The sequence below is a fragment of the Curtobacterium sp. MCSS17_016 genome, from assembly GCF_003234255.2.
GTDB classification, from domain to species: domain Bacteria; phylum Actinomycetota; class Actinomycetes; order Actinomycetales; family Microbacteriaceae; genus Curtobacterium; species Curtobacterium flaccumfaciens.
The window spans coordinates 2189291-2208781 of sequence record NZ_CP126254.1 but is presented as its reverse complement, the minus strand read 5'-3'; the positions used below and the strand labels follow the sequence as shown (position 1 = coordinate 2208781).

18 protein-coding genes are annotated in these 19491 nt (G+C 71.2%); 16 read left to right on the top strand and 2 right to left on the bottom strand.

Features of this window, described 5'->3' with window-relative positions; all coding sequences use genetic code 11:
• Window positions 1–15: 15 nt before the first annotated feature.
• The 7 genes from DEJ19_RS10480 (at window position 16) to aroB (ending at window position 7958) form a co-directional block, all read left to right on the top strand.
• Window positions 16–198, top strand: coding sequence for a hypothetical protein (locus tag DEJ19_RS10480; RefSeq protein WP_027465751.1), 183 nt, complete (start codon window positions 16–18; stop codon window positions 196–198).
• Between the two features lie 59 nt (window positions 199–257).
• The gene (alaS, locus tag DEJ19_RS10475; protein ID WP_111233001.1) at window positions 258–2915 is read left to right on the top strand and encodes an alanine--tRNA ligase; all 2658 of its coding nucleotides are present in this window, start codon (window positions 258–260) and stop codon (window positions 2913–2915) included.
• An 8-nt stretch (window positions 2916–2923) separates the two neighbouring features.
• A complete protein-coding gene (gene ruvX / locus DEJ19_RS10470; RefSeq protein WP_171907752.1) occupies window positions 2924–3367 on the top strand; it encodes a Holliday junction resolvase RuvX in 444 nt (147 codons plus the stop codon).
• A 93-nt stretch (window positions 3368–3460) separates the two neighbouring features.
• On the top strand, window positions 3461–5023 hold the full coding sequence (gene mltG, locus DEJ19_RS10465) for an endolytic transglycosylase MltG (RefSeq protein WP_146250641.1): 1563 nt from the start codon (window positions 3461–3463) through the stop codon (window positions 5021–5023).
• Window positions 5024–5065: 42 nt separating this feature from the next.
• On the top strand, window positions 5066–6286 hold the full coding sequence (gene aroC / locus DEJ19_RS10460; RefSeq protein WP_110858979.1) for a chorismate synthase: 1221 nt from the start codon (window positions 5066–5068) through the stop codon (window positions 6284–6286).
• Window positions 6283–6864, top strand: a complete 582-nt coding sequence (locus tag DEJ19_RS10455; RefSeq protein WP_111232999.1) for a shikimate kinase — start codon at window positions 6283–6285, stop codon at window positions 6862–6864. Before aroC ends, DEJ19_RS10455 begins: the two co-directional genes overlap by 4 nt.
• Window positions 6861–7958 carry a 3-dehydroquinate synthase gene (gene aroB / locus DEJ19_RS10450; protein WP_111232998.1) on the top strand — a complete coding sequence of 366 codons (1098 nt, stop codon included), beginning with the start codon at window positions 6861–6863 and terminating at the stop codon, window positions 7956–7958. The genes DEJ19_RS10455 and aroB overlap by 4 nt, the downstream gene beginning before the upstream one ends.
• A gap of 9 nt (window positions 7959–7967) precedes the next feature.
• Here aroB and DEJ19_RS10445 read toward each other — a convergent pair whose 3' ends face one another.
• Window positions 7968–8147 carry a hypothetical protein gene (locus tag DEJ19_RS10445; RefSeq protein ID WP_110864577.1) on the bottom strand — a complete coding sequence of 60 codons (180 nt, stop codon included), beginning with the start codon at window positions 8145–8147 and terminating at the stop codon, window positions 7968–7970.
• Window positions 8147–8455, bottom strand: a complete 309-nt coding sequence (locus DEJ19_RS10440; RefSeq protein WP_284176446.1) for a hypothetical protein — start codon at window positions 8453–8455, stop codon at window positions 8147–8149. The genes DEJ19_RS10445 and DEJ19_RS10440 overlap by 1 nt, the downstream gene beginning before the upstream one ends.
• A gap of 159 nt (window positions 8456–8614) precedes the next feature.
• On the opposite strand from DEJ19_RS10440, the gene DEJ19_RS10435 reads away from it, so the two are divergent.
• The 9 genes from DEJ19_RS10435 (at window position 8615) to carB (ending at window position 19483) form a co-directional block, all read left to right on the top strand.
• Entirely contained in the window at window positions 8615–10306 is a 1692-nt protein-coding gene (locus tag DEJ19_RS10435; protein WP_181441503.1) for an ABC1 kinase family protein, read from the top strand.
• Window positions 10307–10453: 147 nt separating this feature from the next.
• Window positions 10454–11017 (top strand): elongation factor P, encoded by a 564-nt coding sequence (gene efp, locus DEJ19_RS10430; RefSeq protein WP_017887175.1) that lies wholly within the window; start codon window positions 10454–10456, stop codon window positions 11015–11017.
• An 11-nt stretch (window positions 11018–11028) separates the two neighbouring features.
• Window positions 11029–11481 carry a transcription antitermination factor NusB gene (gene nusB / locus DEJ19_RS10425; RefSeq protein WP_027465744.1) on the top strand — a complete coding sequence of 151 codons (453 nt, stop codon included), beginning with the start codon at window positions 11029–11031 and terminating at the stop codon, window positions 11479–11481.
• 24 nt (window positions 11482–11505) lie between these two features.
• Entirely contained in the window at window positions 11506–12105 is a 600-nt protein-coding gene (gene pyrR / locus DEJ19_RS10420) for a bifunctional pyr operon transcriptional regulator/uracil phosphoribosyltransferase PyrR (RefSeq protein ID WP_017887177.1), read from the top strand.
• Entirely contained in the window at window positions 12105–13079 is a 975-nt protein-coding gene (locus tag DEJ19_RS10415) for an aspartate carbamoyltransferase catalytic subunit (protein WP_110864574.1), read from the top strand. Before pyrR ends, DEJ19_RS10415 begins: the two co-directional genes overlap by 1 nt.
• Window positions 13076–14434 carry a dihydroorotase gene (locus tag DEJ19_RS10410; RefSeq protein ID WP_111232996.1) on the top strand — a complete coding sequence of 453 codons (1359 nt, stop codon included), beginning with the start codon at window positions 13076–13078 and terminating at the stop codon, window positions 14432–14434. Before DEJ19_RS10415 ends, DEJ19_RS10410 begins: the two co-directional genes overlap by 4 nt.
• A complete protein-coding gene (locus DEJ19_RS10405; protein WP_051596738.1) occupies window positions 14431–14994 on the top strand; it encodes a PH-like domain-containing protein in 564 nt (187 codons plus the stop codon). The genes DEJ19_RS10410 and DEJ19_RS10405 overlap by 4 nt, the downstream gene beginning before the upstream one ends.
• Window positions 14991–16190, top strand: coding sequence for a glutamine-hydrolyzing carbamoyl-phosphate synthase small subunit (gene carA, locus DEJ19_RS10400; protein WP_111232995.1), 1200 nt, complete (start codon window positions 14991–14993; stop codon window positions 16188–16190). Before DEJ19_RS10405 ends, carA begins: the two co-directional genes overlap by 4 nt.
• On the top strand, window positions 16190–19483 hold the full coding sequence (carB, locus tag DEJ19_RS10395; protein ID WP_111232994.1) for a carbamoyl-phosphate synthase large subunit: 3294 nt from the start codon (window positions 16190–16192) through the stop codon (window positions 19481–19483). The genes carA and carB overlap by 1 nt, the downstream gene beginning before the upstream one ends.
• Window positions 19484–19491 lie beyond the last annotated feature (8 nt).

The window sequence follows — 19491 nt, the reverse complement described above, 5'->3', positions numbered from 1 at the left end:
AGAGGGAGAGGCACCGTGAAGCAGCTGTTCTTCGTCGCCGTCGGCATCGTCATCGGGTTCGCCGTCGCACACCGGGTCGCCCAGACCTCCGGTGGCGCCCGGCTCTTCGCCGAGGTGAACGCCAAGACGAAGGCCTTCACGGGTGCCGTCGCGGACGGCTACCGGTCGCGCGAGGCCGAGCTCCGTACCGACGTCTGAGCGCTCTGACCGAGCAGCCTCGACCCTCCTCCACCCACGACCTGAACCCAGGAAGCACCATGCAGACCGCAGAGATCCGCCGCCGTTGGCTCCAGTACTTCGGTGACCGCGGCCACACCGTCGTCCCGTCCGCGTCCCTCGTCTCCGACGACCCGTCGCTCCTCTTCACGGTCGCCGGCATGGTGCCGTTCATCCCGTACCTGACCGGTCTCATCCCGGCGCCGTTCCCGCGGGCGACGAGCGTGCAGAAGTGCATCCGCACGAACGACATCGAAGAGGTCGGCAAGACCCCTCGCCACGGCACGTTCTTCCAGATGAACGGCAACTTCTCGTTCGGCGACTACTTCAAGGAGCAGGCGATCCAGTTCGCCTGGGAGTTCCTGACCAAGCCGGAGACCGACGGCGGGCTCGGCTTCTCGCCCGACGACCTCTGGGTCACCGTCTACGAAGAGGACGACGAGGCGATCGGCTTCTGGAAGCAGCACTCGTCGCTGCCCGACGAGCGGATCCAGCGCCTCGGCAAGGACACCAACTACTGGTCGACCGGACAGCCCGGACCCGCGGGTCCCTGCTCGGAGATCTTCTTCGACCGTGGCCCCGAGTACGGCATCGACGGCGGCCCGGCGACGGACGACGACCGCTACGTGGAGATCTGGAACCTCGTCTTCATGCAGTACCAGATCGCCGACGTGCGGTCGAAGTACGACTTCGAGATCACCGGCGAGCTGCCGAACAAGAACATCGACACCGGCATGGGGCTCGAGCGCGTCGCCTTCATCAAGCAGGGCGTCGACAACATGTACGAGATCGACCAGGTGCGGCCGGTGCTCGACCGCGCAGCCGAGATCTCCGGCCGACGCTACGGCGCGGTGCACGAGGACGACGTGCGGATGCGCGTCATCGCCGACCACGTCCGTTCCTCGCTGATGCTCATCGCCGACGGCGTGAGCCCGTCGAACGAGGGCCGCGGGTACATCCTCCGTCGGCTGCTCCGTCGCACCGTCCGCGCGATGCGCCTGCTCGGTGTCGAGGCGCCCACGTTCCCCGAGCTCTTCCCGGCGTCCCGCGACGCGATGCGCGACGCCTACCCCGAGGTGGCGTCCGACTACGACCGGATCTCCCGCATCGCCTACGCGGAAGAAGAGACCTTCCTCCGCACCCTGGCGCAGGGCACGACCATCCTCGACGTGGCCGTCGAGCGTGCGAAGCAGGACGGCGCCCCGTCGATCGGCGGTGACACGGCGTTCCTGCTGCACGACACCTTCGGGTTCCCCATCGACCTGACGATGGAGATGGCCGAGGAAGCCGGGGTCCACGTCGACCGCACGGCGTTCGAGACCCTGATGTCCGAGCAGCGTGCCCGGGCGAAGGCCGACGCGAAGAGCAAGAAGACCGCGATCGCCGACCTGAGCGTGTACAGCGCGTTCCGGGCCAAGGGTGAGACGACGTTCCTCGGCTACGACGCGCTCGAGGCCGAGACGCGTGTGCTCGGCATCATCGTCGGCGGTGTGAGCGTCGACCGTGCGGTCGCGGGTGACATCGCCGAGGTCATCCTCGGCGAGACCTCGCTGTACGCCGAGTCGGGCGGCCAGGACGCCGACCAGGGCTCGATCGTCGGCAACGGGTTCGACCTCGAGGTCCTCGACGTCCAGCGACCGGTCTCCGGGCTGTGGAGCCACACCGTGCAGGTCCGCTCCGGCGAGGTCGGCGTCGGTGACGCCGCGAGCACCGTCGTCGACGCGGAGTACCGCCGCGGCGCGACCCAGGCACACTCCGCGACGCACCTGGTGAACGCGGCGCTCCGCGACATCCTCGGGCCGGAGGCGCTGCAGGCCGGTTCGTACAACAAGTCCGGCTACATGCGCCTCGACTTCTCGTGGTCGCAGCCGGTCTCGCTCGAGACGCGCTCCGAGATCGAGGAGGTCGTGAACACCGCGATCCGCACCGACCTCGAGGTCTCCACGCGCATCCTGCCCATCGACGAGGCGAAGGCCCTCGGGGCGCAGGCCCTGTTCGGTGAGAAGTACGGCGCAGAGGTCCGCGTGGTCGACATCGGCGGCCCGTGGTCCCGCGAGCTCTGCGGTGGCACGCACGTCGCCTCGAGCGCGCAGATCGGACTCGTCAACCTGGTGGGGGAGTCGAGCGTCGGTTCGACGAACCGCCGCGTCGAGGCGCTGGTCGGGCTCGAGGGGTTCCGCGACCTCGCCGTCGAGCGCACGATCGTGTCGCAGCTCTCCAGCGCGCTCAAGGCTCCCCGTGCCGACCTGCCGGCCCGCGTGCAGAACCTGATGGACGATCTCCGGTCCGCCCAGAAGAAGCTCGCCGAGTACGAGTCGGCGAACCTGCAGCAGCGCGTGCCCGCCATCGCCCGGAACGCCACCACCGTCGGTGCCACCACCGTGGTCGCCGAGACGGTCGACGGCCTGCAGTCGGGCGACGACCTGCGTTCGCTCGCCACCGGCGTGCGGGGCCAGCTCGGTGACGGCGCGGCGGTCGTCGTGCTCGGGGCGGTCGTCGGTGGAAAGCCGATCGTGATCGTCGCGACCAACGACGCCGCCCGTGCTGCGGGCGTGCAGGCGGGCCCCCTCGCGAAGGAGGCCGCCGGCGTGCTCGGTGGCGGTGGCGGCGGCAAGCCGGACCTGGCGCAGGGCGGCGGGACCGACGCAGCAGCGCTCCCCGCGGCGCTGCGTGCCGTGACCGCACGGCTCGCGGGCTGACCGTGGGCATCCGGTCCGGGCGGCGGCTCGGCGTGGACGTCGGACGCGCCCGGATCGGGGTCGCCGTGTGCGACCGCGACGGCCTGCTGGCGACGCCGGTCGAGACCGTCCGTCGCGACGACTCGAAGGACCTCCGGCGCATCCTGGAGCTCGCGGACGAGTACGACGTGCTCGAGGTCGTCGTCGGACTGCCGCTGTCGATGTCGGGTGGGGACACGGCCTCGACCGAGGACGCCCGCGTGTTCGCGGCCCGGATCGCGGCGCGTCGGCCGGTGCGCCTGGTCGACGAACGACTGTCGACCGTGACCGCCCAGCGAGGGCTGCACCAGGCCGGCAAGAACACGAAGAAGTCCCGGGCCGTGATCGACCAAGCAGCCGCTGTTATCATTCTGCAACACGCGCTCGACCACGAGCGCAGTGCCGGTGCCCCTCCGGGCACCACGCTTCCCTGACAGGGCTGCCCGGTACCGCACATGGGTGCTCTCGTCGTCAGCTGTGAAGACGACGGTGCCCAGGTGGAGTTCCCGACCGAGAGACCGAGGACGTTGGCAGACGATCTGGACTGGAACGCGATCATCGCGCCCGGCAACGACGCCGAGCGGCGGAAGGCGACTTCCGACCGCACGACAGGCACCGATGACCGCGACGACGCTGGTCAGGTGACCCCACCGCCGGCGCCTCCGATGTCCCGACGTGAAGCCCGCGCCCTCGAGGCCGAGCGGGCCCGCGTGGCAGCGACCGACGAGCCTTCGGCCGCCGAACGGACCACCGAGGCCCCGCGAGCCGCACGCGACGAACGCCCGGCGTCCCCCGCCGACGCACCGATCGCCACCCGCCCCGAAGACCTGCACCCCGAGGTCGCCGCACTGCTGACCGGCGAGCTGCCGACCGAGCCCGCGGTGACCGCCGCGGCCGGCGGGTCCGGCGCCGACGGGACGGACGACGGTGACGCGACCGGCGGCGGTGGTGCCGCGGGAGGCGGCGGACGCGGGGTACGAGGCGGCGGAGGACGCGCCTCCAGGCCGCCCCGCGAGCCACGGCCGAAGCGCCGGCGCGGACCGCTCGTCGCGGGGCTCGTCATCGTCGCGGTCGTGCTCGCGGCCGGCGTCGGGGCGTACACGTTCGCCGCACCCAAGATCCAGCAGCTCATCGCGGCGATCAGCGGCGCGCAGGAGCCAGACGACTACACGGGCAACGGCACCTCGAAGGTGACCATCACGATCAAGCAGGGCGACATCGGCGAGAACGTCGCCGCGACGCTGCAGCGCAGCGGCGTCGTCAAGGACTCGAAGGTGTTCTACAAGCTCCTGCTGGCATCGCCGGACGTGCAGTTCCAGCCCGGTTCGTACGCGCTGAAGAAGCGGATGAGCTCGAAGTCGGCGCTGGCGGCCCTGCAGGACACGGACAACCGCGTCCAGGCGTCGATCATCATCCCGGAGGGCACGGCACTCGCCGACATCAAGGCCGGGATGGTCTCGAAGGCCGGCCTGACCGAGAAGCAGGTCGACGCGGCCGCGAAGGACCTGTCGGCCTACGACCTGCCGTCCGGCGTCACGACGCTCGAGGGCTGGCTCTTCCCCGCGACCTACCCGATCAACCCGGGCTGGACCGCCGAGCAGTACTTCAAGTCGATGGTCGACACCATGAAGGAGCACCTGTCCGCCGCCGGCGTCAAGGAGGCCGACCAGGAGCGCACCATCGTCTTCGCGTCGCTGGTGCAGAAGGAAGCCGGCCTCGCGGCCGACTACCCCAAGGTCGCCCGGGTGTTCCAGAACCGCCTCGACCAGGGGATGAAGCTGCAGTCCGACGCCACGGTCGCGTACGGCACGGGCAACACGCACACCGTGACGACCACGGACGCCGAGCGTGCGGACGCCTCGAACGAGTACAACACCTACGTGCACGAGGGGCTCCCGCCCGCACCGATCTCCAACCCGGGTGACATCGCGATCAAGGCCGTGACGAACGAGGCCCCGGGCAAGTGGCTGTACTTCGTGACGGTCGACCTGGAGTCGGGCAAGACCGTCTTCTCGGACACCTACGACCAGCACCTGGTGGCGGTCGAGCAGTTCCAGGCGTGGCTGCGGGCGCACCCCGACTACCAGTAGGCGACGACGTCGCACGGACGATCGCTGTGGGAGGATTGCGGCATGCTTCGTTGGTTGACTGCTGGTGAGTCCCACGGACCCGAACTGATCGCCATGCTCGAGGGCCTGCCCGCGGGTGTCCCGGTGTCGTTCGAGTCCATCCGTGCCGATCTCGCGCGCCGCAAGCTCGGCTACGGCCGTGGCTCGCGGATGAAGTTCGAGCAGGACGAGCTGCACGTGTCCGGCGGCGTCCGGCACGGCTACTCGCTCGGCAGCCCCATCGCGATCCGCATCGGCAACACCGAGTGGCCGAAGTGGGTCGAGGTCATGAACCCCGAGCCGATCGAGTCCACCGAGATGTCCCGCGGGCGGAGCGCGCCGCTCACCCGACCGCGACCGGGCCACGCTGACCTGGTCGGCATGCAGAAGTACGGCTTCGACGAAGCGCGCCCGATCCTGGAGCGTGCGAGCGCCCGCGAGACCGCCGCGCGCGTGGCGCTCGGTGCCGTCGCCAAGTCGTTCCTGGCCGAACTCGGCATCCGCTCGGTGGCACACACCCTGCAGGTCGGGACCGTCCGGGTCCCCGACGGCACGGACCTGCCGCTGCCCGACGACGTGGACCGCCTCGACGAGGACCAGCTGCGCTGCTTCGACGCCGAGACCTCCGCCCGCATGGTCACCGAGGTCGAGGCCGCGAAGAAGGACGGCGACACCCTGGGCGGCGTCGTCGAGGTGCTGTTCTACGGCGTCCCGCCGGGCCTCGGCTCGCACGTGCACTGGGACCGCCGGCTCGATGCCCGCCTCGCAGCGGCGATCATGGGGATCCAGGCCATCAAGGGGGTCGAGGTCGGTGACGGCTTCGCGACCGCCGGCCGCCGGGGCTCCGCCGCGCACGACGAGCTGTACCGCGAGGACGGCGAGATCTACCGCACGAGCGACCGCGCCGGTGGGACCGAGGGCGGGATGTCCACGGGCACCGTGCTGCGCGTCCGCGCCGGGATGAAGCCGATCGCGACCATCCCGCACGCCCTGCACACGGTGGACGTCGTCTCCGGTGAGGACGCTTCGGCGCACCACCAGCGCTCGGACGTCTGCGCCGTGCCGGCTGCGGGTGTCGTCGCCGAGGCGATGGTGGCCCTGGTGCTCGCCGACGCGGTGCTCGAGAAGTTCGGCGGCGACAACGTCGTCGAGACGAAGCGCAACCTCGACGCCTACCTCGCGGCGATCCCGGAGACCCTGCGCACACGCCGGACCGAGCCGTCGGCGACGTCCACCGACCTGTGAGCACCGACGTCCGACGCGCCGACGCGCCCGTGGTCGTCATCGGCCCGATGGGTGCCGGCAAGTCGAGCGTCGGCAAGCGGGTGGCGAAGGCCCTCGGCGTCCCGTTCACGGACACCGACCGGGTCATCGTGCGCGAGCACGGGCCGATCCCCGGGATCTTCGCCGACCGCGGCGAGCCGGCGTTCCGCGCGCTCGAGGCCGAGGCGGTCCGAGCAGCGCTGGCCACCGGCGGCGTGATCGCCGTGGGCGGGGGAGCCATCACCCACGCGGACACCCGGCAGGCCCTGCGCGGGGCGCGCATCGTCCTGCTCACCGTGTCGCCCGAGGCCGTCGCCGACCGCATCGCCGGGTCCGACCGGCCATTGCTGGCGAACGGCGGGATCGACGCCTGGCAGACGATCATGGACGAGCGGGCGGCGACCTACGCCGAACTCGCGCACGTCGTGGTCGACACGTCGCGCCGGCCGATGTCCCGCGTGGTCGACGAGGTCGTCACGTGGCTGCGCAGCGACGCCGGCACCACCGCCGCGCCCGGCAGCACGACCAGCAGTACCACCAGCACCGAAGGAGCACCGTGACCGAGTCGACCCTGCCCGCCGGGACCACCGAGATCCGGGTCGGCGGTGACGACGGCTACACGGTGGCCGTCGGCACGGACCTGCTCGGTGCCCTGCCCGCGATCCTGGGCCCGCGTGTCGCCAAGGTCCTCATCGTGCACTCGCCGACGCTCGGTGCCCGGGCGAACGAGCTCCGCGCGCTCCTGGTCGAGGCCGGGCTCGAAGCCCTGATCGCCGAGGTCCCCGACGCCGAGGGCGCCAAGCGCGTCGAGGTCGCCGCGTTCTGCTGGCAGATCATGGGGCAGGCCGACTTCACCCGCACCGACGCGGTGATCGGCCTCGGTGGCGGCGCCGTCACCGACCTGGCCGGCTTCGTCGCCGCGACCTGGCTGCGCGGTGTGCCGTACGTGGCCGTCCCGACCAGCGTGCTCGGCATGGTGGACGCCAGCGTCGGCGGCAAGACGGGCATCAACACGAACGAGGGCAAGAACCTGGTGGGCGCCTTCTCCGCGCCCCGTGCCGTCGTCGTGGACCTCGACCTCGCCCGCACGCTGCCGCGCAACGAGATCCTGACCGGGTTCGCCGAGATCGTGAAGGCCGGGTTCATCGCCGTTCCCGAGATCCTGGACATCGTCGAGGCCGACGTCGACCGGGTCACCGACCCGACGACCCCGGAGTTCCGCCGGGTCGTCGAGCTCGCCATCGCGCTCAAGGCCGAGGTCGTCTCGGACGACTTCACGGAGCAGGGCCGACGCGAGATCCTGAACTACGGGCACACCCTCGGGCACGCGATCGAGCACGCCGAGCGGTACCAGTGGCGCCACGGGGCAGCGGTGTCGGTCGGCATGGTGTTCGCCGCCGAGCTCGCCCGACTGACCGGCCACCTGGACGACGCCACGGTCGATCGGCACCGGGCGATCCTCGAGTCGCTCGAACTGCCGACCTCGTACGGCGTCGGGCGCTGGCAGGGGCTGCTCGCCACCATGCGTCGCGACAAGAAGGCCCGTGCCGGCATGCTGCGGTTCATCATCCTGGACGGCGTCGGCAAGCCCGTCGTGCTCGAGGGCCCCGAGGACCATCTGCTCTTCACCGCCTACCAGGAGGTCGGCGTCTAGCCGCGCCGGTCAGCGCAGGACCCGTCGCATCCTGCGCCACCACCAGGTGACACGCGTCGAGACGGTGACCACGCCCGTGCGCTGGGATTCCCGCCATTCGTCGACGGTGGCGCCGTGGTCCCAGGCGAAGAGGACGTCGTCGTCCTCGTCGAGGTCGGGCGCGTCGGGGAGCGGTCGCAGGATCGACATCAGTCGGGGTCCCTTCGTTCGTCGTCGTCATGTGCCTGGTCGGCGCTGGCTCGCCTGCGGAGCGCTCGGCTCGCGAGTCGGCGATCGGCCTTCGACCACCACGGTACGGTCTCCAAGTCTCGGAGCACCGTTGTCGAAATGTCGTATCTGTTCATGTCCGGCCGCTGCGTGACGGCCCAGGTGAACCGATGCCAGGCGTGGTCACGATCGGACGTCCGTCGACTCTGGAACGCCCCGAACCAGCTGACGACGGCCGCGACGATCGCCGCTCCGGCGGCGATGCACGCCGCGATCAGTGCTGTCTCCACGGCACGAGTGTCTCGCTCCAGGACCGAGCCCCGCGCCGGGCCCGCGCCGACCTGTGGAAGCCGCACCGGGCCTCCAGGCTGTGGAGGAGGACGGGGCGACGCGACGGACCGGGCGACCCGCACGCTGCGGACCCAGCACCGGGGAGCAAACTGGCGGGCGTGCCCACCCCACCCCGACTGAGCGACCTCTCCGGACCGCGCGATGCCGACACCGGCACCCTGCGCTCCCGTGGTCGCCGCTTCACCGAACTCCTCTCGATCGCCCGCCGCCACCACCTGGTGCCGTTCCGTCGTCTCGACTTCTCGCACGACCCGGCAACGTCGGACCTGCGTCGCGACCAGGCCGAGCACCTACGCCGGGCGCTCGAGGAAGCCGGTGGTGGATTCGTGAAGATGGGCCAGCTGCTGTCCACCCGTGACGACCTGCTGCCCGAGGAGTGGACCGAGGGACTCGCCCACCTGCAGCGGAACGTCACGGCGGCACCGGCGGACGAGGTCCGTGCGCTCCTCGAGCAGGAGCTCGGTGCCCCGGTCGACCAGGTCTTCGCGACCTTCGACCCGGTGCCCGTCGCAGCGGCGTCCATCGCGCAGGTGCACCGCGCCCGGCTGCCCGACGGCACCGCGGTCGCCGTGAAGGTGCAGCGGCCGGGGATCGACGCCGCGGTGCGCCGCGACGTCGACATCGCGCTGCGGGTCGTCCGGTTCATGGCCCGGTGGTCGACCGAGGCGCGGCAGGTCGGCGTGCAGGACATCGCCGGCCAGTACGCGGACGACCTGATCCGGCAGGTCGACTTCGTCTCCGAGCTCCGGAACCTCACCGCGCTGCGTGCGGCCCATGCCCGCAGCGCGCGTCCGGACGAGGTCCGGTTCCCGGACCCCTACCCGGACCTGTCCGGCCGGCGTGTGCTCGTGATGGAGTTCCTGGAGGGCGACACGCTCAGCGCGATCCGCGCCGAGCGTTCCGAGCGCGACCTCGACGCGCCGATGCGCGCCATCCTCCGCGCCTTCCTGCGCCAGGTCGTCTTCGACGGCCTGTACCACGCAGACCTGCACCCGGGGAACGTCCTGGTGCTGCCCGACGGGCGGCCCGCGTTGATCGACTTCGGATCGGTCGGGAGGCTCGACCCGGGTCTCCGGGACACGGTCCAGGACCTGTTGGCCGCGTACCTGCAGGACGACACGTCGCGGATCGCCGATGCGGTCCTGCGGATGGCACCCGTGCGCGATGCGCACGACGAGCCCGACTTCCGTCGGGACATCGCCCGCTTCGTCGCGGACGAGCTCGGCCCGGGTGCGCGCATCGGCGTCGACACCGTGGACGACGCGGTCGAGGTCTTCGGGCGGTACCGGCTGAAGCCACCGCCGGACTTCGTCGCCGCGGCCCGCGCGCTGGCCATCTTCGAGGGCACGCTCCGCACGCTCGCACCGTCGTTCGACCTGCTCGAGGAGTCCCGCGGACTCGCCCGGGAGCAGATCACCGACCAGCTCCGGCCGGGCAAGCTCCGCGACCTGGCGGCGAAGGAGCTGCTCGGCGTCGTGTCGGCCGCTCGTCGCCTGCCCCGCCGGGTGGACCGCATCGGCGAGGCGATCGAGACCGGCCGGTTCACGGTGAACATCCGGCTCTTCGCGGACAGCCGCGACCGGCAGCTCGTGTCCGGGATGATCCGGCGCATCCTGCTCGTGCTGCTCGGTGCGGGGGCGGGGATCCTGGCGATCGTCTACCTGTCGTTGCCGGCACGACCGACGGCGGCCCTGTCCACGGGGGTCGCGGGCGGGTTGCTCGGGGGAGCGGCGGTGGTGCTGCTCGGCTGGGCGGCGATCGACGCCTGGCTCGCCCGACGGCGGCGCTGACCGCGGGCCCGGCGCCCGCCCGGACCGGCGCGTCCGGCACGCACGCGCACCGCTCCGGCCGCCGGGCGGGCGTCCGCTACACTCGTCCGGGGCCGTCCGCGGCCCGAGGACACTTCACAACACGACCGAACGGGACACCGACGACTCATGGCCAGTACCACAGACATCAAGAACGGCGCCGTTCTCATCATCGACGGCCAGCTGTGGTCGGTCGTCGAGTTCCAGCACGTCAAGCCGGGCAAGGGCGGCGCGTTCGTCCGCACGAAGCTCAAGAACGTCGTCTCCGGCAAGGTCGTCGACCGCACGTTCAACGCCGGCGCGAAGATCGACACCGCCGTCGTCGACCGTCGTGACTACCAGTTCCTCTACGAGGACGGCGACTCCTACGTGTTCATGGACACCGACACGTACGACCAGATCCCGGTCTCCGCGACCGTGGTCGGCGACGCCAAGAACTACCTGCTCGAGTCCGCGATGGTCACCATCGCGATGAACGAGGGCAACCCGCTGTACGTCGAGCTCCCGACGTCGATCGTCACCGAGGTCGAGACCGAGCCGGGCCTGCAGGGTGACCGTTCCTCCGGCGGCACCAAGGACGCGACCATCATCGCGACCGGCCACCGCATCCAGGTCCCGCTGTACCTGGAGAGCGGCACCCTGGTGAAGATCGACACGCGCGACGGCAGCTTCCTCGGCCGCGTCAACTCCTAGGCGCTGACCGTATGAGTGCTCGTTCGAAGGCCCGCAAGCGCGCCCTCGACATGCTGTACGTCGCCGAGGTGCGCGAGCTGCCGATCGCGGACGTGCTCGCCACCGAGACGGTCCGGCACCTGGACCAGCCGGAGCGTGCCTCCAGCTGGGACTACGCCCGCCAGATCGTCACCGGTGTCGACGACGCCCGTCACGAGATCGACTCCGTCATCGTCGACCACGCCCAGGGCTGGTCGATCGCCCGGATGCCGGTCCTCGACCGCTGCATCCTGCGGATGGCCGTCTGGGAGCTCCGGTTCAACCCGGAGGTGCCCGACGCCGTCGCCATCGCCGAGGCGGTGGAGCTCGCGCAGTCGCTGTCCACCGAGGACTCCGCCGGCTTCGTCAACGGCGTGCTCGGGGCCGTCGCCGGCGGTCGTGCACCGTCCGGTCGGACGGTCGCAGGAGACCAGGAGTCCCGGTAGGGTTGACCACGTCAGCATCCTTTAATGCCGTCCAGTGAGGCGGGGAAGGGGGTCGACGTGGGAACCAGAACGGTCCTGCAACAGCCCGACATCACGCGTGCCCTGACACGCATCGCGCACGAGATCCTCGAAGCCAACCACGGGGGCTCGGACCTCGTGCTCCTCGGCATCCCGACCCGCGGCGCCGTCCTGGCGGAACGCCTCGGCCGGATCCTGGCCGGCATCGAGCCGGAGTGGTCCTCGGCCGCCGGTGGCATCGGGACGGAGCGTGTCGGCACGCTCGACGTCACCATGCACCGCGATGACCTCGGCCACGGCATCGGCCGCGCGCCGCACCGGACGGTCATCCCCGCCGGCGGCATCGACGGCAAGGTCGTCGTGCTCGTCGACGACGTGCTGTACTCCGGTCGCACCGTCCGAGCCGCGCTCGACGCGCTGCAGGGCATCGGCCGGCCGCGTGCCGTCCGGCTCGCCGTGCTCGTCGACCGCGGCCACCGCGAGCTGCCGATCCGCGCGGACCACGTGGGCAAGAACCTGCCGACCGCGTCCGACGAGCGGGTCACGCTGCACCTGGCCGAGACCGACGGCGACGACACCGTGTTCATCGAGCAGGGGGTGGCGTGATGCGGCACCTGCTCTCCACCGCCGACCTGTCCCGCGACCAGGCCGTCCACATCCTCGACGTCGCCGAGGAGATGGCCGAGGTCAACACGCGCGAGGTCCGGAAGCTCCCGGCCCTGCGCGGCAAGACCGTGGTGAACCTGTTCTTCGAGGACTCCACGCGCACGCGCATCTCGTTCGAGGCCGCCGCGAAACGCCTGTCCGCCGACGTCCTGAACTTCGCCGCGAAGGGCTCGAGCGTCTCGAAGGGCGAATCCCTGAAGGACACCGTGCAGACCCTTGGTGCGATGGGCATCGACGGCATCGTCATGCGCCACGGTGCATCGGGCGCCCCGCGGGTGCTCGCCGACGCCGACTGGATCGACGTGCCGGTGGTCAACGCCGGTGACGGCACCCACGAACACCCGACGCAGGCGCTGCTCGACGCCTTCACCATGCGCCGCCGCCTGCACGGCGCCGGCTCGCGCGGTCAGGGCCTCGACGGCGTGCGCGTCCTGATCATCGGCGACGTGCTGCACAGCCGGGTCGCCCGGTCGAACGCCTGGCTGCTCCGCACCCTCGGCGCGAGCGTGACCTTCGCCGCGCCGCCGACGCTGCTGCCCGCCACCCCGACCCCGTTCGGCGCCGCGGTGCACCACGACCTCGACACGGCCCTCGCCGAGGACCCGGACGTCGTCATGACGCTCCGCATCCAGCAGGAGCGCATGAACGACGCCTTCTTCCCGAACCCGCGCGAGTACACGCGGCACTGGGGCCTGACGGCGGCGCGCTTCGGGCGGCTGTCCGAGCGCACGCTGATCATGCACCCCGGCCCGATGAACCGCGGGCTCGAGATCGCCGGCGTCGCCGCCGACGACCCCCGTTCGACCGTCGTCGAGCAGGTCGAGAACGGCGTCTCGGTCCGGATGGCCGTCCTCTACCTCGCCCTGACGGGCAGTGCCGGAACCGGCACCGACGCGAAGGAGTCCGCCGCATGACCGCTCACCTGATCCGTGGCGCGCAGCTGGTCGACGGCTCGCGTGCCGACATCCGCCTGGAGGCCGGGCGCATCACCGCGGTCGGGTCCGGTCTCGACACGGCTGGCGCCACCACCGTGGACGCGGACGGCCTCATCGCCCTGCCCGGCCTCGTGGACCTCCACACGCACCTGCGCGAGCCCGGTCACGAGGAGTCCGAGACCGTCCTCACCGGCTCGCGTGCCGCGGCCGCCGGTGGCTTCACCGCCGTGAACGCCATGGCGAACTCGAGCCCCGTCGCCGACACCGCCGGGGTCGTCGAGCAGGTCCAGGCACTCGGCGACGACGCGGGCTACGTGACGGTCCGCCCGATCGGCGCCGTGTCGCAGGGGCTGCAGGGCACGCACCTGTCCGAGATCGGCGCGATGGCGACCTCGCGGGCGAAGGTCCGGGTGTTCTCGGACGACGGCTCCTGCGTGGCCGACCCGCTGCTCATGCGCCGCGCACTCGAGTACATCAAGGGCTTCGGCGGGGTGCTCGCGCAGCACGCCCAGGAGCCCCGGCTGACCATCGGTGCGCAGATGAACGAGGGCCGGCTGTCCTCGGAGCTCGGCCTCGCCGGATGGCCCGCCGTCGCGGAAGAGGCGATCATCGCCCGCGACGTCCTGCTCGCCGACCACGTCGGAGCACGTCTGCACGTCTGCCACGTCTCGACGGCCGGCAGCGTCGAGGTGATCCGGTGGGCGAAGTCCCGCGGCATCGACGTCACGGCCGAGGTCACCCCGCACCACCTGGTGCTCACCGAGGACCTCATCGCCGGCCACGACGGTGCGCCCGGCTACGACGCCCGCTACAAGGTGAACCCGCCGCTCCGCGCCCGCGAGGACGTCGAGGCGCTCCGCGCGGCCCTGGCCGACGGCACCATCGACATCGTCGCGACCGACCACGCGCCGCACACCGCCGAGGCGAAGTGCTGCGAGTGGCCCGCCGCCGCGAACGGCATGGTCGGCCTCGAATCCGCGCTGAGCGTGGTGCAGTCCGCCGTGGTCGACGACGGCCGGCTCGACTGGGCCGACGTCGCCCGGGTGCTGTCCGAGGCGCCGGCGCGGATCGGCCAGGTCGAGGGGCACGGGCAGCGCATCGCCGAGGGAGCACCCGCCGAGATCACGCTCTACGACCCGTCGGCCCGCCGTGAGTTCGCGGTCGCCGACCTCGCCGGGCAGTCGCAGAACTCGCCGTACCTCGGCATGACGCTGCCCGGCCGGGTCGTCGCGACCTTCCACCAGGGGTACGCGACGGTGCTCGACGGCCGCGTCGTCGACGCGGACACGATCGCGGCGCACGCCGCGGCGCTCCGGACAGGGGCGCGCGCATGAGCGGCGACGCGCAGCGATGGCTCCTCGGCGCGGTGATCCTGCTCGCGGTCGCCGCCCTGTTCGTCGCGATGGCGCGCACCTGGCGGACGCGGACCAGGAAGCAGGCGGAAGCCGTGCCTCCAGTCCGCGTGCCGGCCGACCTGGCACCGGCGGTCGGGTCGTGGGACGGATTCACCGTCGCGACGACCCGCGCCGACCAGCCGTTGGAACGCATCACCGCAGGCGGCCTCGGGTTCCGCGGCCGCGGCGGGGTGACGGTCCACGCGACCGGCGTGGTGATGCGCCTCGCCGGTACCGACGACCGCTGGATCGCGCGTGACGCGGTCCGCGGCGCCGACCGCTCCACGTGGGCGATCGACCGAGTGGTCGAACCCGGGGGACTGGTCCGTCTGCGATGGACGGCGACCGGCGCCGCAGGTGCGACGGACCTGGACACCTACTTCCGGTTCCCGGAGGGCGACGCAGCCGCGCTGCACGCCCTGCAGGGACTGACCGAGACCGGGCCGCAGGCGACTGCGGCCGATGCTCCGCGAACCGCGGGCGAAGGGAAGAAAGCATGACACGCGAACGGGCCGTCCTGGTCCTCGAAGACGGCACCCGGTACGACGGCTGGGCCTACGGCGCCCGTGGGCGCACGCTCGGCGAGGTGGTCTTCGCGACCGGCATGACCGGCTACCAGGAGACGCTGACCGACCCCTCCTACGCCGGACAGATCGTGGTGCAGACCGCGCCGCACATCGGCAACACCGGGGTGAACGACGAGGACCCCGAGTCCCGTCGCATCTGGGTCGCCGGGTACGTGGTGCGCGACCCCAGCCGCGTGGTGTCGAACCACCGCGCGAACGCCACGCTCGACGACCACCTGGTGCGCGACGGCATCGTCGGCATCTCCGGCATCGACACCCGCGCACTCACCCGCCGCATCCGTGACGCCGGCGCCATGAAGGGCGGCGTCTTCAGCGGTCCGGACGCGGCGCTGTCCGCCGAGTCGCAGCTGGACGCGGTCGTGTCGCAGGCGACGATGGCCGGCGCGAGCTTCTCGGCGGTCGTGTCCACCCCGAAGACCTACGTCGTCCCCGCCGTCGGCGAGCAGATCGGCACCCTGGCCGTGCTCGACCTCGGCGTGAAGGCCTCGACCACCCGGTACCTCGCGGCCCGCGGCTTCGAGGTGCACGTGGTGCCGCAGGACATCTCCGCTGCGGAGCTGGAAGCCCTCGCACCGGACGCCCTGTTCTACTCGAACGGCCCCGGCGACCCCGCCGCGTCGGACGCACAGGTGGAGCTGTTGCAGGACAGCCTGCGCACCGGCCGCCCGTTCTTCGGCATCTGCTTCGGCAACCAGCTGCTCGGCCGCGCGCTCGGCTTCGGCACCTACAAGCTGCCCTTCGGCCACCGCGGGATCAACCAGCCGGTGCTCGACACGACCACGGGCAAGGTCGAGATCACGAGCCAGAACCACGGCTTCGCGGTCGACGCGCCCCTCGGCGAGGTCCTCGAGTCCCCGGCCGGGTTCGGTCGGGTCGAGGTCTCGCACTACTCGCTGAACGACAACGTGGTCGAGGGCCTCCGCGCGCTCGACGTGCCGGCGTTCAGCGTGCAGTACCACCCCGAGGCCGCCGCCGGACCGCACGACAGCATGTACCTCTTCGACCGGTTCGCGGACATGGTGCGCGAGCGTCGCGACGGGGAGCCGCTCGACGCGGCCACCGCCGATGCCACGACCCCCGCAGCAGACATCACCAAGGAAGCGAACTGATGCCCAAGCGCGCAGACATCAACTCCGTCCTCGTCATCGGCTCCGGCCCGATCGTCATCGGTCAGGCCGCCGAGTTCGACTACTCCGGCACCCAGGCGTGCCGCGTCCTCCGGGCCGAGGGCGTACGGGTCATCCTGGTCAACCCGAACCCGGCGACGATCATGACCGACCCCGACTTCGCCGACGCGACCTACATCGAGCCGATCACGAACGCGTCGCTCGAGGAGATCATCCGCATCGAGAAGCCGGACGCCGTCCTGCCGACCCTCGGCGGCCAGACGGCCCTGAACGCGGCCATCGCGCTCGACGAGGCCGGCATCCTCGCCAAGCACGGCGTCGAGCTCATCGGCGCCAAGGTCGAGGCGATCCAGCGCGGCGAGGACCGCCAGCTCTTCAAGGAGCTCGTGCTCGAGTCCGGTGCCGACGTCGCCCGCAGCCACATCGCGCACACGTTGGAGGAAGCGAAGGAGTTCGCGAAGGACCTCGGGTACCCGCTGGTCGTCCGCCCGTCGTTCACCATGGGCGGCCTCGGCTCGGGCTTCGCCTACAACGAGGCCGAACTCGTCCGATTCGTCGGCGACGGGCTGCAGTCCAGCCCGACGACCGAGGTCCTGCTCGAGGAGTCCATCCTCGGCTGGAAGGAGTACGAGCTCGAGCTGATGCGCGACAACTACGACAACACCGTCGTCATCTGCTCCATCGAGAACGTCGACCCGGTCGGCGTCCACACCGGTGACTCGATCACGGTCGCCCCCGCGCTGACCCTGACCGACCGCGAGTACCAGAACATGCGGAACATCGGCATCGACATCATCCGTCGCGTCGGCGTCGACACCGGTGGCTGCAACATCCAGTTCGCCGTCGACCCGTCCAACGGCCGCGTCATCGTCATCGAGATGAACCCCCGCGTGTCCCGCTCGTCGGCCCTCGCGTCGAAGGCCACGGGCTTCCCGATCGCCAAGATCGCCGCGAAGCTCGCCATCGGTTACCGGCTCGACGAGATCGAGAACGACATCACGAAGGTCACCCCGGCGAGCTTCGAGCCGACCCTCGACTACGTGGTCGTGAAGACCCCGCGGTTCGCGTTCGAGAAGTTCCCGGCCGCCGACGCCACCCTCACCACGACGATGAAGAGCGTCGGCGAGGCGATGGCCATCGGCCGGAACTACGCGACGGCACTGCAGAAGTCGCTGCGCTCGCTCGAGAAGCGCGGGTCGAGCTTCCACTGGGACACCCCGGCGGCCGAGCTCGACAAGGACGCCCTGCTGACGAAGTCGTCGATCCCGACCGACGGCCGCATCGTCACGGTCCAGCAGGCCCTGGTCGCGGGTGCCACCGCGGACGAGGTCTTCGAGGCCACCAAGATCGACCCCTGGTTCATCGACCAGATCGTGCTCATCAACGAGGTCGCGGACGAGGTCCGGGCCGCCGAGACCCTCGACGCGGACACGATGCGCTGGGCGAAGGAGCACGGCTTCAGCGACACCCAGATCGCGAGCCTGCGCAGCACGGACGCGGCACCGGTCTCCGAGCAGCAGGTCCGTGACGAGCGGCACGCCCAGGGCATCCGACCGGTCTTCAAGACCGTCGACACCTGCGCCGGCGAGTTCCCCGCCCTGACGCCGTACCACTACTCCTCGTACGACACCGAGACCGAGATCACGCCGAGCGACCGCAAGAAGGTCGTCATCCTCGGCTCCGGCCCGAACCGCATCGGACAGGGCGTCGAGTTCGACTACTCGTGCGTGCACGCGTCCTTCGCGCTGAGCGCCGCCGGGTTCGAGACGATCATGATCAACTGCAACCCCGAGACCGTGTCGACCGACTACGACACCTCCGACCGCCTGTACTTCGAACCGCTGACCGCCGAGGACGTCCTCGAGGTCATCGAGGCCGAGGCCGCGTCCGGCGAACTCGTCGGCGTCGTCGTGCAGCTCGGTGGCCAGACCGCCCTCGGCCTGGCGAAGCCGCTCGAGGCCGCGGGCATCCCGATCCTCGGCACCAGCCCCACCGCGATCGACTCGGCCGAGGAGCGCGGGCAGTTCTCCGCCATCCTCGACGCCGCCGGTCTGCTCGCACCGCGGAACGGCACCGCCCACGACCTGGCGAGCGCGACCACGGTGGCCGAGGAGATCGGGTACCCCGTCCTCGTCCGCCCGTCGTTCGTGCTCGGCGGCCGCGGCATGGAGATCCTCTACGACTCCCCGTCGCTCGCGGACTACTTCGACCGGATGGCTGACCAGGCGATCATCGGCCCGGAGCTCCCGCTGCTGGTCGACCGGTTCCTGGACGACGCCGTGGAGATCGACGTCGACGCGCTCTTCGACGGCGAGCGGCTCTACATCGGCGGCATCATGGAGCACCTCGAAGAGGCCGGCATCCACTCCGGCGACTCGGCCTGCACCCTGCCCCCGGTCGGCCTCGGCCGCGCGGAGATCCAGGGCGTCGTCGACGCGACCGAGAAGATCGCCCGCGGCATCGGCGTGCAGGGCCTGCTCAACGTCCAGTTCGCCATCGGCGCCGGCGTGCTCTACGTCCTCGAGGCGAACCCGCGCGCCAGCCGCACCGTGCCCTTCGTCTCGAAGGCGCTCGGCATCCCGCTGGCCAAGGCCGCGTCCCGCATCATGACCGGCACCACGGTCGCCGAGCTCGTCGCCGAGGGCATGCTGCCCGAGCGTGACGGGGCGTTCGTCCCCGCACAGTCGCCGGTCGCCGTGAAGGAGGCCGTGCTGCCCTTCCGTCGCTTCCGCACCCGCGAAGGCCAGGTCGTCGACTCGGTGCTCAGCCCCGAGATGCGCTCCACCGGCGAGGTCATGGGCATCGACCGCGACTTCCCGCGGGCGTTCCTCAAGTCGCAGGACGCCGCGTACGGCGGCCTGCCGACCAGCGGCACGGTCTTCGTGAGCGTCGCCGACACCGACAAGCGCGCGATCGTGCTGCCGGTGCACCGCCTGCAGCAGCTCGGCTTCACGATCATCGCGACCGAGGGCACGGCGGAGATCCTCCGCCGCAACGGCATCGAGGTCGGGATCGTCGGCAAGTACAGCCAGGGCGGCGAGAGCGTCGTCGACCTGCTCGCCAGGGGCGAGGTCGACATCGTGATCAACACGCCGTCGGGTGCCGCCGGTCGTGCGGACGGGTACGAGATCCGTGCGGCCACGGTCGCGGCGGACAAGCCGCTGTTCACGACGATCGCGCAGATCGGGGCGGCCGTCGCGGCGATCGAGACGATCGGTTCGCCGCTCAACGTCCGCAGCCTGCAGGACTACGCGCTCGAGCGCGCGACCTGGTGACGGCTGCC